General features: G+C 64.1%; 13 protein-coding genes. 7 read left to right on the plus strand and 6 right to left on the minus strand.

What is annotated here, in order from left to right; all coding sequences use genetic code 11:
- Position 1: 1 nt before the first annotated feature.
- Positions 2 to 1,117, minus strand: coding sequence for a 2-aminoethylphosphonate--pyruvate transaminase (locus tag AWB65_RS19110; protein ID WP_087668631.1), 1,116 nt, complete (start codon positions 1,115 to 1,117; stop codon positions 2 to 4).
- Positions 1,118 to 1,370: 253 nt separating this feature from the next.
- On the opposite strand from AWB65_RS19110, the gene phnS reads away from it, so the two are divergent.
- The 7 genes from phnS (at position 1,371) to AWB65_RS19145 (ending at position 8,679) form a co-directional block, all read left to right on the plus strand.
- Positions 1,371 to 2,462, plus strand: a complete 1,092-nt coding sequence (gene phnS, locus AWB65_RS19115; protein WP_087668632.1) for a 2-aminoethylphosphonate ABC transporter substrate-binding protein — start codon at positions 1,371 to 1,373, stop codon at positions 2,460 to 2,462.
- A 33-nt stretch (positions 2,463 to 2,495) separates the two neighbouring features.
- On the plus strand, positions 2,496 to 3,581 hold the full coding sequence (gene phnT / locus AWB65_RS19120; RefSeq protein ID WP_087668633.1) for a 2-aminoethylphosphonate ABC transport system ATP-binding subunit PhnT: 1,086 nt from the start codon (positions 2,496 to 2,498) through the stop codon (positions 3,579 to 3,581).
- Positions 3,559 to 4,458 (plus strand): 2-aminoethylphosphonate ABC transporter permease subunit, encoded by a 900-nt coding sequence (locus AWB65_RS19125; RefSeq protein ID WP_087668634.1) that lies wholly within the window; start codon positions 3,559 to 3,561, stop codon positions 4,456 to 4,458. The genes phnT and AWB65_RS19125 overlap by 23 nt, the downstream gene beginning before the upstream one ends.
- Entirely contained in the window at positions 4,448 to 5,287 is an 840-nt protein-coding gene (gene phnV, locus AWB65_RS19130; protein ID WP_268808254.1) for a 2-aminoethylphosphonate ABC transport system, membrane component PhnV, read from the plus strand. The genes AWB65_RS19125 and phnV overlap by 11 nt, the downstream gene beginning before the upstream one ends.
- Before the next feature lie 123 nt (positions 5,288 to 5,410).
- Positions 5,411 to 6,679 (plus strand): phosphonoacetate hydrolase, encoded by a 1,269-nt coding sequence (phnA, locus tag AWB65_RS19135; protein ID WP_087668635.1) that lies wholly within the window; start codon positions 5,411 to 5,413, stop codon positions 6,677 to 6,679.
- Entirely contained in the window at positions 6,676 to 8,130 is a 1,455-nt protein-coding gene (gene phnY / locus AWB65_RS19140) for a phosphonoacetaldehyde dehydrogenase (RefSeq protein WP_087668636.1), read from the plus strand. Before phnA ends, phnY begins: the two co-directional genes overlap by 4 nt.
- Before the next feature lie 3 nt (positions 8,131 to 8,133).
- A complete protein-coding gene (locus tag AWB65_RS19145; RefSeq protein WP_087668637.1) occupies positions 8,134 to 8,679 on the plus strand; it encodes a phosphonate degradation HD-domain oxygenase in 546 nt (181 codons plus the stop codon).
- A 4-nt stretch (positions 8,680 to 8,683) separates the two neighbouring features.
- On the opposite strand, the gene AWB65_RS19150 is transcribed toward AWB65_RS19145, so the two are convergent.
- The 5 genes from AWB65_RS19150 to AWB65_RS19170 are packed head-to-tail and all read right to left on the minus strand — an operon-like array spanning position 8,684 to position 13,658.
- Positions 8,684 to 10,066 carry an LLM class flavin-dependent oxidoreductase gene (locus AWB65_RS19150; RefSeq protein ID WP_087668638.1) on the minus strand — a complete coding sequence of 461 codons (1,383 nt, stop codon included), beginning with the start codon at positions 10,064 to 10,066 and terminating at the stop codon, positions 8,684 to 8,686.
- Positions 10,067 to 10,111: 45 nt separating this feature from the next.
- Positions 10,112 to 10,897: an ABC transporter ATP-binding protein gene (locus tag AWB65_RS19155; RefSeq protein WP_235007679.1), complete on the minus strand. Its 786-nt coding sequence runs from the start codon at positions 10,895 to 10,897 to the stop codon at positions 10,112 to 10,114.
- 10 nt (positions 10,898 to 10,907) lie between these two features.
- Positions 10,908 to 11,726 (minus strand): ABC transporter permease, encoded by an 819-nt coding sequence (locus AWB65_RS19160; RefSeq protein ID WP_087668639.1) that lies wholly within the window; start codon positions 11,724 to 11,726, stop codon positions 10,908 to 10,910.
- 11 nt (positions 11,727 to 11,737) lie between these two features.
- Positions 11,738 to 12,574: an ABC transporter permease gene (locus tag AWB65_RS19165; RefSeq protein WP_087668640.1), complete on the minus strand. Its 837-nt coding sequence runs from the start codon at positions 12,572 to 12,574 to the stop codon at positions 11,738 to 11,740.
- A 16-nt stretch (positions 12,575 to 12,590) separates the two neighbouring features.
- Positions 12,591 to 13,658, minus strand: coding sequence for an ABC transporter substrate-binding protein (locus tag AWB65_RS19170; RefSeq protein ID WP_087668641.1), 1,068 nt, complete (start codon positions 13,656 to 13,658; stop codon positions 12,591 to 12,593).
- Positions 13,659 to 13,675: the final 17 nt, after the last annotated feature.

A 13,675-nucleotide genomic window follows, 5' to 3' on the forward strand; every position in this document is an offset into this window, starting at 1 on the left:
ATCACGTCGCTACAGAGACGTTCAGCGTCTGCAACGCGCGCCCGATCGCCGCGACGGCACCGCGTATGTCATCGGCATCGATCGCGCCGATGCATCCCACGCGAAACGTCTCCACGTCCGTGAGCTTGCCCGGATAGAGCACATAGCCCGCATCGCGCACGGCTTCGTAGAAGCGCTTGAAATCGTAGGACGTATCGCGCGGCGCGTGAAACGTGACGATCACGGGCGCTTGCACGTCGGCATCGAGATACGGCTCGAAGCCGAGCGCCGTCATGCCGTCGATCAGCGCGGCGCAGTTGCTTCGATAGCGCGTCCCACGCTCCGGCTGGCCGCCTTCTGCAAAGAACTGATCGAGCGCCGCGCGCAATGCGGCGACGACATGCGTCGGCGGCGTGAAGCGCCATTGTGTCGTCTTCAGCATGTACGCGTACTGATCGTGAATATCGAGCGCAAGCGATCGCGCGATACCTGCCGACGCTTCCAGCAACGACCGCCGCACGATCACGAAGCCCATGCCCGGCACGCCTTCGAGGCATTTGCCGCTCGCGGAAATCAGCGCGTCGATGCCGCCCTTCGATACATCGATCGGCAGCGCGCCGAATGAACTCATCGCATCGACGATCAGGCGCTTGCCGTGCTGTGCGCACAGCGCCGCGATTTCGTCGAGCGGATTCAGCAGACCTGCGCTCGTCTCCAGATGCACCTGCGCGACATGGGTGATGCGCGGATCGCGCTCGAACATCGCCTGGATGCGCGCAACGCTCGCGGGCTCGTCGTCGTGGAACTTCAACTCGACGGCAGCGATGCCAAGCCGCTCCAGAATTTTCAGCATGCGCGCGCAATATGCGCCGTTGTTCGGCACGAGCACGACGGCATCGTGCGGCACGAGTGAGCCTAGCGCGGCCTCCACGGCAAACGTGCCGCTGCCCTGCATCGGCACGCAGACGAAATCGTCGTGACCGGAGACTATCGCGAGCAGATCGCGGCAGATGCTCTTCGTCATCCGGTTGAAGGCCTCGTCCCACGATCCCCAGTCGTAAAGCATCGCTTCGCGGGTCGCGGCCGACGTGGTGAGCGGGCCAGGGGTCAGCAAGACCGGGCCATTTCCGTGGATCACGTTTCCTCCGTTCGATGTTCAGTGACTTCGCCGAGACTTGAACCGTCCGGCGCATCTGAAAAAGCATAAGCCAAAAAGTGGCGAAATGTGTTTATTGTGGGAGAAATGTTGCATCGTCATGGCTTTGTCACGAAGTTCTGTGATGCTTCGGTTGCGCTGCTGGCGAACCCGTTGCGGGCGCCGCGCGAAACGAACAAACGTGTGTCCATCCTCACGAAACTGGATGAATCCGCCTTTCCGGAGAACTGGCAACATGACAAGCAATCGCCTTTTCACATCGAACGAGTTCGCGCAGCGTGTGCTGTCGGCGCTCGCCGTGGCCGCGTTCACGAGCTTCGCGGCGCTGCCTGCGCAAGCCGCCGATGCCGTCGTGCTTTACACCGCCGACGGCCTCGAAAACCTCTACAAGGATGTCCTGCCGGCCTTCGAGAAGAAGGAAGGCGTGAAGGTCAACATCGTCACGGCAGGCAGCGGCGAAGTCGTGAATCGTGCGACCGTCGAGAAGGATTCGCCTAAAGCCGACGTGATCGTCACGCTGCCGCCGTTCATCCAGCAGGCCTCGCAAAACGGCTTGCTGCGCACGTATCAGAGCGTCAACTACAAGAACGTGCCCGCGATTGCGAAGGCCCCGGACGGCGCATGGGCGACGTTCGTGAACAACTACTTCTCGTTCGCGATCAACCCCGAAGTCACGAAGACCACGCCCAAGACATTCGCGGACCTGCTGCATCCGGACTTCAGCGGCAAGATCGCGTATTCGAACCCGGCGACCGCTGGCGACGGTATGGCCGTCATCATCCTGACGAGCGCGCTGATGGGCGAAGACAAGGCGTTCGAGTACCTGAAGGAACTGGAGAAGAGCGCGAAATTCCACACGAAGGGCACGGGTTATCTCGACGTCCTGCTCTCGCGCAACGAGATCGCGTTCGCGAACGGCGACCTGCAGATGGATCTCGACGATGCAGCTAATGGCGGCCTCTCGCTCAAGCCGGTCTTCCTCTCGGCGAAAGCGGGTGACGCGCCGACGACGTTCCAGTTGCCGTACGCCATCGGGCTGATCAAGGGCGGTCCGAATCAGGCGGCGGGCGAGAAGCTCGTCGACTATCTGATGTCGAAGGAAGTGCAGGCGAAGGTGCCGGATATCTACGGCATTCCGGGGCGCACCGACGTGCCACTCGCCGGCAAGAACGGCGAGGCGGTCAAGCAGGCCATCGCGGGCGTGAAGCTGATTCCGGTCGACTGGAACCATGTGATGGACAAGAAGGCGACCTGGACGACGCGCTGGAAGAGCGACGTGATCGGCAACTCGGGCAAGGAAGTCGAAGTGGTCAAGCCGAAGTCGTAAGCCTTCCACTGCAATGCAAAGAGGACGCGAACCGTGAACACCCTGACGCTGGCTCCGGCCACGCTCGACGCCGCAGCGCCTGCCCAACGGCACGAATCGGGCGGCGTGCGCATCGAGAACCTGAGCGTGCGCTTCGGCGCGCGCACCGTGCTCGACGATCTGTCGCTGACCATCGAACGCGGCGAGTTGCTGACGGTGCTCGGCCGCAGCGGCTGCGGCAAGACGACGCTGCTGCGTTTCATCGCGGGCTTCGTTCAGGCGGACGGCCTCGCGGGCAGGCTGACGATCGCAGGACGCGACCTGACGCATGTGCCGCCCTTCAAGCGCAACCTCGGCTTGCTGTTCCAGAGCTACGCGCTTTTTCCGCATCTCTCGGTGTTCGACAACGTCGCGTTCGGCTTGCGGGCCCGCCGCCTGAAAGCGGGCGAAATCGCACGACGCGTCGCCGATGCGCTCAAGCTGGTGCAACTCGGCGACGCGGGCCACGTGATGCCGGCGCAGTTGTCGGGCGGGATGCAGCAGCGCGTGGCGCTGGCGCGCGCGCTCGTGATCGAGCCTGACGTCCTGCTGCTTGACGAGCCGCTCTCGGCGCTCGATGCCAATTTGCGCGCCTCCGTGCGCAGCGAGTTGAAGGCGCTGCATGAGCGCTTGCCGAACCTGACGATCGTCTGCGTGACGCACGATCAGGACGACGCGCTCGTGCTCTCGGACCGCACGCTTTTGATGCGCGATGGCCGTATCGCACAACTGGGCACGCCGCGTGAACTCTACGACAACCCGAAGGACGCCTTCGTCGCGCGCTATCTCGGCGCGGCGAACCTGTTGCCGCCATCGGTGATGTACCCGGTCGGCGATGCGCGTCACGCCGTGCGTGACCGCGTGGCGTGCATCCGTCCCGAGTGCCTGTCGATCGTGCCGCTCGGCGCGGCGCGCCTGCACGGCACGATCGCGTCGGTGGAGTGGTATGGCGCGGCGTTGTCGGTGTCGATCATGCTCGATGCGATGCCGGATGCACCCGTGCTCGTCACGATGCAGCGCGCCCACGGCCCTATGCCCGAGAAGGGCGCTCGTGTTTCCCTACGCCACGAGGTTGACGATGTCGTCCTTATCGACGAGTGAACTCCGCATCGACGATGCCGCGCACGCCGTCGCGAAACGGCGGCGCGGGCGGCTCGCGCAATGGCACCTGTGGTTCATCCTGGTCGTGGTGCTCGGCCCGCTCGTGATCTATCCGCTCCTGCGGCTCCTCACGCTCAGCGTGACCGATGCGCACGGCTTCAGCCTGCACGCATACACCGCGTTCTTCGGCAATCCGGAGACGAGCGGTGTGATCGGCAAGACGCTCGGCATCCTGTTCGCGAGCGCGACACTCGCCTCGCTGCTCGGCGTGCTACTCGCGTCGATGCTGTTCTTCAAGCCTTTCCCGGGCGCAAAGCTCGTCACGCGTTTCCTCGAATTGTTCGTCGCGTTTCCGTCATTTCTGGTCGCGTTCACGCTGATCTTTCTATACGGGTCGCAGGGGTCGGTGAGCATCGGATTGCAGCGGCTCTTTAATCTGCAGCACCCGCCGCTCGACTTCCTGTTCGGCATCGGCGGCGTGATTCTCGCGGAGGTCGTGTTTTATGCGCCGTTTGTCGTGCGCCCGACGCTCGCGTCGTTCGCCACGCTCGATACGCGTCTCATCGAAGCCGCAAGCAGCCTCGGCGCGAACGGCCGGATGGTCGCCTTCAAGGTGATCCTGCCGCTCGCGTGGCCGGGTATCGCGGCGGGCACGATCCTTTGCTTCCTGCTCACGCTGAACGAATTCGGCATCCTGCTCGTGCTCGGCAGCGCGCACCTGATCACGCTGCCGACCGCGATCTATAGCTCCGCGACGGTCGATCTCGATTTGTCAGCCGCGGCTGCGGGCGCGGTCGTGATGCTGGCGATGTCGCTCTCGCTCTATGCGCTGTATCGGCGGATCAACCGGCGTAACGGAGGCCGCAATGGCAACTGAATTGACGCTCGGCGCGAGCGCTCCGAAGTCGCGCACGCTCAGGCGGATCGGCGCGTGGGCCTTCATGGGTTTCGCCGCGTTGTTGTGCTTCTGGCTCTTCGTGCTGCCGGTGATCGTCGTGGCTTTGTCGAGCGTGGCATCCCACTGGTCGGGCACGATCCTCCCCGATGGCTTCAGCCTGCGCTGGTTTGAACGCCTCGGCTCCAGCGACTTCGACGCGCTGACGACGAGCCTCTCGGTCGGCTTCGGCGTCGCGGTGCTGGGTACGGTGCTGGGCCTCTGGCTCGCGCTGGCGCTCGAAGGACGCGACCGGCGCGGCGTGGGCGCGTGGGTCGACACCATCGCGATGATGCCCAACGGCGTGCCGAGCGTCGTGCTCGGGCTCGCCGTGCTGATCGCGTATCACAAGAAGCCGCTGGACATCTCCGGGTCGGCGGCAATCGTCGTGCTCGTGCAGCTCGCGCTCGTGCTGCCGTTCTGCTACCGGTGCGCCGCCGCCGCGCTGCGCCCCGAACTCACGGTCCTGCGCGAAGCCGCCGCGAGTCTCGGCGCACCGCCCGCGATGGTGCTCGGACGCGTGGTCCTGCCACAGCTCGTGCCCGCGATCCGCGCGAGTTTGGCGCTGGGATTCGCGTTGTCGCTGGGCGAACTGGGCGCTACGTTGACCGTGTATCCACCGGGCTTCGCGACCGTGCCGATCGTGGTCGTCGGGCAGGTGAACCGTGGCTATTACCTGCCAGCATCGGCGCTTTCGCTGATCCTGCTCGCGGTGTCTCTTGCGGCTTTGCTGCTGATCGCGGTGAAGGCGCCGAAGCGGCGCAGCGTCTGAGTGTGTGGTTTTGTGCCGGGCATCCCGTTCATGCGGGATGTTTTGCCACGTCAAAAAATGTGGCATATTGTGGCAACGTGCAGCAAAATATGGAGCCACGCTGGCTCATCACGGAAGGAAATCATGTCGACATCAACCGAAACGTTTATCGAAGTGAATGGCCGCGAGTACCAGCGTCCGCGCGCGCTAACTGTCGTGATCTGCGTCGACGGCTGCGAATTCGACTATCTCGAAGCGGCCGTTGCGGCCGGCGTCGCGCCGTTTATCGGCAGCATGCTGCGCTCGGGCTCCGCCTTTCGCGCCGACTGCGTGGTGCCGTCGTTCACCAACCCGAACAACCTGTCCATCGTGACGGGTGTGCCGCCTTCGGTGCACGGCATCTGTGGCAACTATTTCTTCGACCGCGACGCGAACGGCGGCAAGGGCGCCGAAGTGATGATGAACGACCCGGTCTACCTGCGGGCGGGCACGGTCCTCGCGGCGGCCGCGGAGCGCGGCGCGAAGGTGGCCGTGGTGACGGCGAAGGACAAGCTGCGGCGCCTGCTCGGCTGGCAGCTCGACGGCATCTGCTTCTCCGCCGAGAAAGCGGACACGGCGACGGTCGCCGAGAACGGCATCGGCGAAGTGATGGAACTCGTTGGCCAGCCGCTGCCGGACGTGTACAGCGCGGCGCTGTCCGAGTTCGTGTTCGCAGCAGGGGTGCGGCTTGCCGAGACGCACGAACTCGACCTCATGTATCTCTCCACGACCGATTACGTGCAGCACAAATGGGCGCCGGGCACGGAGGGCGCGAACGCGTTCTACGCGATGATGGACGGCTACCTCGCGCGCCTCGACGCTCTCGGCGCGGTGATCGGACTGACCGCTGACCACGGCATGAACGCGAAGCACGATCCCGTAACCGGCGAGCCGAACGTGCTGTATCTGCAGGACTGGCTCGACGCGACTCCCGATGTGCCGAACGCACGAGTGATCCTGTCGATCACCGATCCGTACGTGGTTCATCACGGCGCGCTCGGTTCGTTCGCGACGGTTTATCTGCCGCGTACGGTCGATGCAACGGCGCTCGCCGCGCGCCTCGCGCAATTGCCGGGCGTCGATCTCGTGCTCGATAACGCGGCTGCGTGCGAGCGTTTCGAGTTGCCGCGCGATCGCGTGGGCGATCTCGTCGTCGTGAGCGGACGCAACACAGTGCTCGGCACGCGCCGCGCTGAGCACGACCTCTCGGGTCTCACCGTGCCGCTGCGTTCTCACGGCGGCGTGGCCGAGCAGGAAGTGCCGCTCTTGTTCAACCGCGCGACTGATGGCATCGAGTCGCGGCTAGCGGAAAAACGGCTGCGCAATTTCGATGTCTTCGATATCGCATTGAACCATCTGGTGCTTGAATCATGAACGCTATCGCGACGATGGAACAGCAGGCGCTGCGCGTGGAAAAGCTGCGCCTGAAGGGTGAACGTGCGGCGCGCGCGCGCACGCTCGACGTAATCGATCCGTACACGAACACGCGTGTCGGCACGGTGCCGATGGCCAGCGTCGACGACGTGCGCGAAGCGTTCGACTACGCCGCGAACTATCGGCCGACACTGACGCGCCATGAACGCGCGCAGATTCTCGAACGCACGGCGGCGCTGCTGCGCGAACGGACCGAGGAAGCATCCGATTTGATCTCGCTCGAATCGGGCTTGTCGAAACAGGACTCGCGCTATGAAATCGGGCGCGTCGCCGACGTGCTCCGGTTCGCCGCAATGGAGAGCTTGCGCGACGATGCGCAAAGCTTCTCGTGCGATCTCACGCCGCACGGCAAGGCGCGTCGCGTGTTTTCGCAGCGCGAGCCGCTTCCGGGTGTGATCGTTGCGATCACGCCTTTCAATCATCCGATGAACCAGGTCGCGCACAAGCTCGCGCCCGCGATCGCGACGAACAATCGCGTGATTCTGAAGCCGTCGGAGAAGGTTCCGCTATCCGCGTATTACCTCGCCGACGTGCTCTACGAAGCCGGCTTGCCCGCGCCGATGCTGCAGGTCCTGACCGGCGATCCGCGCGAGATCGCGGACGAACTCGTCACGCATCGCCACGCCGCGCTCATCACGTTCACGGGCGGCGTCGCGATCGGCAAGGCGATCGCGGCAAGGGCGGGGTATCGACGCGTGGTGCTTGAACTCGGCGGCAACGATCCGCTGATCGTGCTCGACGACGCCGACGTGGAACGCGCCGCCACGCTCGCCGTGCAAGGCTCGTACAAGAACTCGGGCCAGCGCTGCACGGCGGTGAAACGCATGCTCGTGCAGAAGGGCATCGCGTCGCGCTTCAAGGAACTCGTCGTCGAAAAGACGCTCGCCTGGCGCTACGGCGATCCCTTCGACACCGATAACCCCATGGGCACCGTGATCGATGCCGCCGCCGCCCAGCTTTTCGAAACGCGCGTGAACGACGCGGTATCGAAGGGCGCGCGTCTGCTCTGCGGCAATCGTCGCAACGGTGCGCTTTATTCACCGACCGTACTCGATCGCGTCGATCCTTCGATGACGCTCGTGCGCGAGGAAACCTTCGGCCCGGTTTCGCCGATCATCGAATTCGATACCATCGACGACGCCATCCGCATCAGCAACGGCACGGCGTTCGGCTTGTCGTCGGGCGTGTGCACGGACCGCGCGGACCTGATCACGCGCTTCGTGAACGAACTGCACGTGGGCACGGTGAACGTGTGGGAAGTGCCGGGGTATCGCATCGAACTGACGCCGTTCGGCGGCATCAAGGACTCGGGGCTCGGCTACAAGGAAGGCGTTCAGGAAGCGATGAAAAGCTTCACGAATCTCAAGACGTTTTCGCTTCCCTGGGAATAACACATGGCACTGACGATCGCCGATATCCGGCATCTCTTCGACACTTTCGGCAACACGTCCTACAGCGGCGAACCCGTGACCCAGCTTCAACATGCATTGCAGACGGCGGCGCTCGCGGAGGAAGCGGGCGTTGACGAGACGCTCGTCGCCGCGTCGCTGCTGCACGATCTGGGGCATCTGCTGAATCGCCAGGGCGAGACGCCGAGCGAGCGCGGTATCGATGACCTGCATCAGTATTTCGCGCTGCCGTTCCTGCGGCCGCTTTTCAGCGATGCCGTGCTCGAACCGATTCGCTTGCACGTCGATGCGAAGCGGTGCCTGTGCGCGATCGATGCGGGATACTTTCAGCAACTGTCGGCGGATTCCGTGCGCAGCCTCGCGTTGCAGGGCGGCGTATTCAGTGCCGAAGACGCCGATACGTTCATGCGCAAGCCCTTCGCAAAAGAAGCGCTCCTGCTGCGCCGCTGGGACGATCTTGCGAAGCAGCCTCAAAAAGCGACGCCTTCGCTCGATCACTATATGGGCATCGTCGAGCGTGTGAGCGCCTGACTCGCTAGCTTCCCGCGACCCTGCGCGTTTGCGCGGCTACCGCGTAGCGATTCACCGGCCGCGGCAAGCCGAGATTTGCGCGCAACGTCGAGCCTTCGTATTCGGTGCGGAACAGCCCGCGTCGCTGCAGTTCCGGCACGACGAGATCGGCGAATTCGATCAAGCCTCCCGGCAGCCACGGCGACATGATGTTGAAGCCGTCCGCGGCGCCTTCTTCGAACCATTGCTGCAACCGGTCGGCAATGCTCTCCGGCGTGCCCACGACCTGCTGGTGACCGCGCGCCCCCGCGATGCGCAGATACAGATCGCGTATCGTCAGGTTTTCGCGCCTAGCGAGGTCGAACAGAAGCCGCTGCCGGCTCTTGCCGCCGTTGGTTTCCGGTAGGTCCGGCAACGGTCCATCGACGGGATACTGCGAGAGATCGACCCCGCCCGACATGTTCGACAGCAGCGACAAACCCACGGTCGGATGGATCAGGTCCTGCAAGGCTTCGAACTTCTCTCGTGCTTCGGCTTCGGTCCTGCCGATTACCGGGAAGATGCCGGGCATGATCTTCAGATGATCCGGCTGCCTGCCGTATCGCGCGAGCCGACCCTTGACGTCGCGATAAAACGCCTGCGCTTCGTCCAGCGTCTGGTGCGCGACGAACACGACTTCGGCCGTCTGCGCCGCGAGTTCCTTGCCCGCCTCCGACGCGCCCGCCTGCACGACGACCGGCCAGCCCTGCGGAGAACGTGCGACGTTGAGCGGCCCGCGCACCTTGAAGTGCTTGCCGCGATGGTTGAGCACATGCAGCTTGTCGGGATCGAAGTAGACGCCGCTTTCTTTGTCGCGCACGAAGGCGTCGTCTTCCCAGCTATCCCAGAGGCCCGCGACCACGTCGTAGAATTCGCGCGCCCGTTCATAGCGCACGGCGTGATCCGGATGCTGCTCGAAGTTGAAGTTCTGCGCTTCCGATTCCGTGCTCGACGTGACGAGATTCCATCCCGAGCGTCCGCCGCTCAGCTGATCGAGCGACGCGAATTTGCGCGCGAGGTTGTACGGTTCGTTGAACGTCGTCGATACGGTCGCGACCAGTCCGATGTTGCGCGTGACGACCGAGAGCGCCGATAGCAGCGTCAGCGGTTCGAAGTGATCGGCGCGTGCGGTGCGCGAGAGCGACGGGAGATGGTTGTCGCGGACGCTGACGCCATCGGCGAAAAAGATCGCGTCGAACTTCGCCTGCTCGGCGATCTGTGCGAGTCGCGCGTAGTGCGCAAAGTTGAGGCCGCCGTCGGCCTCGGCATCGGGATGACGCCACGCGGCGATGTGATGCCCGGTCTCCATCAGGAACGCGCCCAGATGCATTTGCCGCTTCGGCTTTTCTTGCTGTTCGTTGTGGCTCATCGTGTCTTTGATCGGAAGGCTTTCGTTGATCGGTAACGCTATTGGCTAAACGGCATCGCCATGCAACTGCCCCAGCTCGCCGAGAATCTCATCGCGCAACGCGACGAAGCGCGTATCGCTGCGATCGCGCGGCCTCGTGAGCCCGACATCGATCACCTTGCCGATACGCCCAGGCCGCGCCCGCATCACGACAACGCGATCGGCAAGGAACACGGCTTCATCCACGTCGTGCGTGACGAGCACCATCGTGATCCGCTCGTGTTCCCAGATGCGCTGTAATTCGCGCTGCAAGCGTGCGCGCGTGAGTGCATCGAGCGCGCCGAACGGTTCGTCGAGCAACAGAAGGCGAGGGCGGTTCACGAGCCCGCGCGCAATCGCGACGCGTTGCGCCATCCCGCCCGACAACTGATGCGGAAAATGATGCTCATAGCCGCACAATCCGACGAGCGCGACATGCTCTGCCACCGCGCGCCGCTTCTCTTCGCGCGACAGCGGCGCGTTCTTCAGCGCAACAGCGATGTTCTGCTCGACATCGAGCCACGGAAAGAGCCGATGGTCCTGAAACACGATGCCGCGCGCGAGATCGGTTGTGCGTACTTGCTCGCCGGCGAAGTCGATTTCGCCGTCGAACTCGTCGTCGAGTCCGGCGATCAGGCGCAGCAGCGTCGACTTGCCGCAACCGCTCGCGCCGACGATGCTCACGAACTCGCCGCTCGCAACCGACAAGTCGATGCCGTCGAGCACCGGGCGCGCGGCAGCATCGCCTGCAAAGCGTTTGGTGACCTGGCGCAGGTCGAGCCTGCTGTCCGAATCCTGGATCACGGTCGACACGTTGAAGCTCCTATTTCGTTTGACGCGCATCGCGCGCATGAGTGAACCAGCGGCGCTGGATGGCGCGCGCGAACGCATTGAGCGCCCAGCCCGTCACGCCGATCACGATGACGCCGAGCACCACGAGATCCATGCGGAACTGCTCGCTGCCATCGACAAGCGTGTTGCCGATCCCGCTGCCCGCGACGAGCAGATACTCGGCACCGAGCGTCGCGAGCCACGAATAGATCAGCGCGAGATAGATGCCGGTGAAGACCGAAGGCAGCGCGGCGGGCAACACGACACGCGTGACTGTCTGCCATTTGTTGTAGCGAAACACGCGCGCCACGTCGAGCAAGGCGGGCGACACGGCACGGATACCGTCGCTCGTATGGACCACGACCGGTACGAGCGCCGCGAGCGAGAGGAACACGACCTTCGCGACGTCGCCGAGGCCGAACCACACGGAGATCAGTGGAATCCACGCGAAAAGCGATACCTGCTTGAACGTGTTGAAGCTCGGACCGATCGCGCGGTTCGCGATCTTCGAGACGCCGAGCAGCGCTCCGAGCGCGAGCCCTGCGACGGAACCGATCGTGAAGCCGGTCAGTTCGCGCGCGAGCGATGCAGACAGCGCGCGCCATAACGCGCCGCTCTCCACCTGATCGATCGCCGTGTGCAGCACCTGCGCGGGCGACACCATGATGCCGCGCGTACTGCTCGCGTTGCGCGACACGTACCACCACGCGGCAAGCGCGACGAGCGGCAGGACCCATCCGCGCCATCGGCCGGAAGATTGATCGGCGGCGAGATTGCGCCCGGCTTCGAGTTCGAGTGAGGTATCGGCCATTGCGTGCCCCGTCATGCCGCGTTACCGCGTTGCAGCCGCGCTTCGACGACCGTCAGAAAGCGGTCGGCCAGATAACCGATCGCTCCGACCACGAGTACCGACGCCAGCACGAGGTCGAGCTGGAACAACTGGCGTCCGTAGACGATCAGGTAGCCGAGCCCTTCCGACGATGCCACGAGTTCCGCCACGACGAGCGTGAGCCACGCCTTCGTGAACGCGAGCCGCACGCTGGTGCCGATCACGGGGATCGCAGACGGAAGGATCACCGAGAAAATCGTCTGTGAGCGCGTGTAGCGGAACACTCGGGCCACTTCGTTGAACGCATTTGGTGTTTGCCGGAAGCCCTGCAGCGTACCGAGCGTGACCGGCACGAGCGCCGCGTGAGCGATCAGGATGTACTTGAGCGGCTCGCCGATTCCCACGACGATCATGAGGAACGGCAGCCAGCCGAGCACCGGCACTTGCACGATTGCGTTGAACGCGGGCAAGACGTAAGCCTCCGCCGTGCGTGAGAGCCCGAGCACGCCGCCGAGAATCAGACCGAGCAGCACACCGGCGCCGAACCCGACCGCCACCCGCGACAGGCTCGCGCCGACGTGCATCCACAGTTCGCCGTTGCGGATCATCGCGGCGAGCGTATCGAAGACGAGCGACGGCGGCGGCAGCACTTGCGCCGAGATCCAGCCGTAGTGCGAGCCGAGCGTCCAGAGCGCGGCGCACAGCGCGGGCAGGAGCCAAGGCAACGCGATCCAGCCGAAGGAGCGTCCCGCGTTGGTAAGCGAAGCGCGAGCGTCGATTCCATCGACATCGACAGCAGGATGGAGAATACGAGCGAAACCGTTCGACATGATCGAAGCTCCGGAGTCAGGATGCGATCGGCTTGCCCGATGCATCGAAGCGCGGCCAGTAGGTCTGGAGCTTGAGCGTCTTGAGTGCTTCGTCGAGGTACTTCGGCTCGAACCAGCCGTTCACGCTGACCGGCTGACGGATCAGGTTCAGGCGCAATGCATCATCGGCGACGGCCTGGTAACGCGCGACCAGAAACGGATCGATCAGGGGCGAACTGCGGTCTTTCAACTGCTGGTTCGCATACTCGGACTGCCACGATTCCGCGGGCACGCCGCTCTTCGCCCACAGGTCGAAGAGCGCGGCGCGATTCGCTTCATCAGACGACCATTGCGACGCCCGCACGACCGACGTCACCACTATCTGCACGGCATCGGGATGCGCGCGCTCGAAGTCTTCCAGCACGAGCAAATGCGCCTGACGCGTCAACTGCAATCCACCGTCGCGCGATGCATAGACGATCTTCGCGAGCCCTTGCCGTTGAAGCTTGAACAGGTTGTAGTCGAGGAAGACGGCATCCACGCCCTTCGATGCCAGCGCCGCCTGCGATGCCGCCGAATCGAGATTGATCACGCGCAGATCGCGTTCGGTGAGGCCGTTTTCCTTGAGGACGTTGTCCGCGACGAGCTGCAGGTTCGTCCCCCGGAAGATGCCGACGCGCTTGCCCTTCAGGTCCTTCACGCTCTTGATGTCGGAATCGGGCGGCACCGCGAGATAGACACCCGCGCGCACGTTCGACGCCAGCAGCAAGCGCGTTTTCAGCCCGTTCGCGCGGCCGAGCACGGAGGGCAAATCGCCCTGATAGGCGAAGTCGATCTGCTTGTTCGCAAGCGCCTCGTTCACGGCGGGACCGGCGCCCTTGAAGAAGATCCATTCGACCTTCGTGCCGTCGGCCTTGAACGCGTCCTCGACGCGATGCTGCAGGAGCGCGGTCGCGGCAGGCGAACCGCCGAAGACCGGCGGATCGCCCGTGCCCTGTTGCGCCACGCCGATCTTCACGACATCGGGCGCGGCGGCGAACGCGCTCGCGCTCGCGAGGATGCCGAACGTGATCGTCAGTTTTTTGAGTAGGAGTCGCAGTTTCATCGTTTGAGCGGAAATAG

The sequence above is a fragment of the Caballeronia humi genome (genome assembly GCF_001544475.1).
In the GTDB taxonomy this organism is placed as follows: Bacteria; Pseudomonadota; Gammaproteobacteria; order Burkholderiales; family Burkholderiaceae; genus Caballeronia; species Caballeronia humi.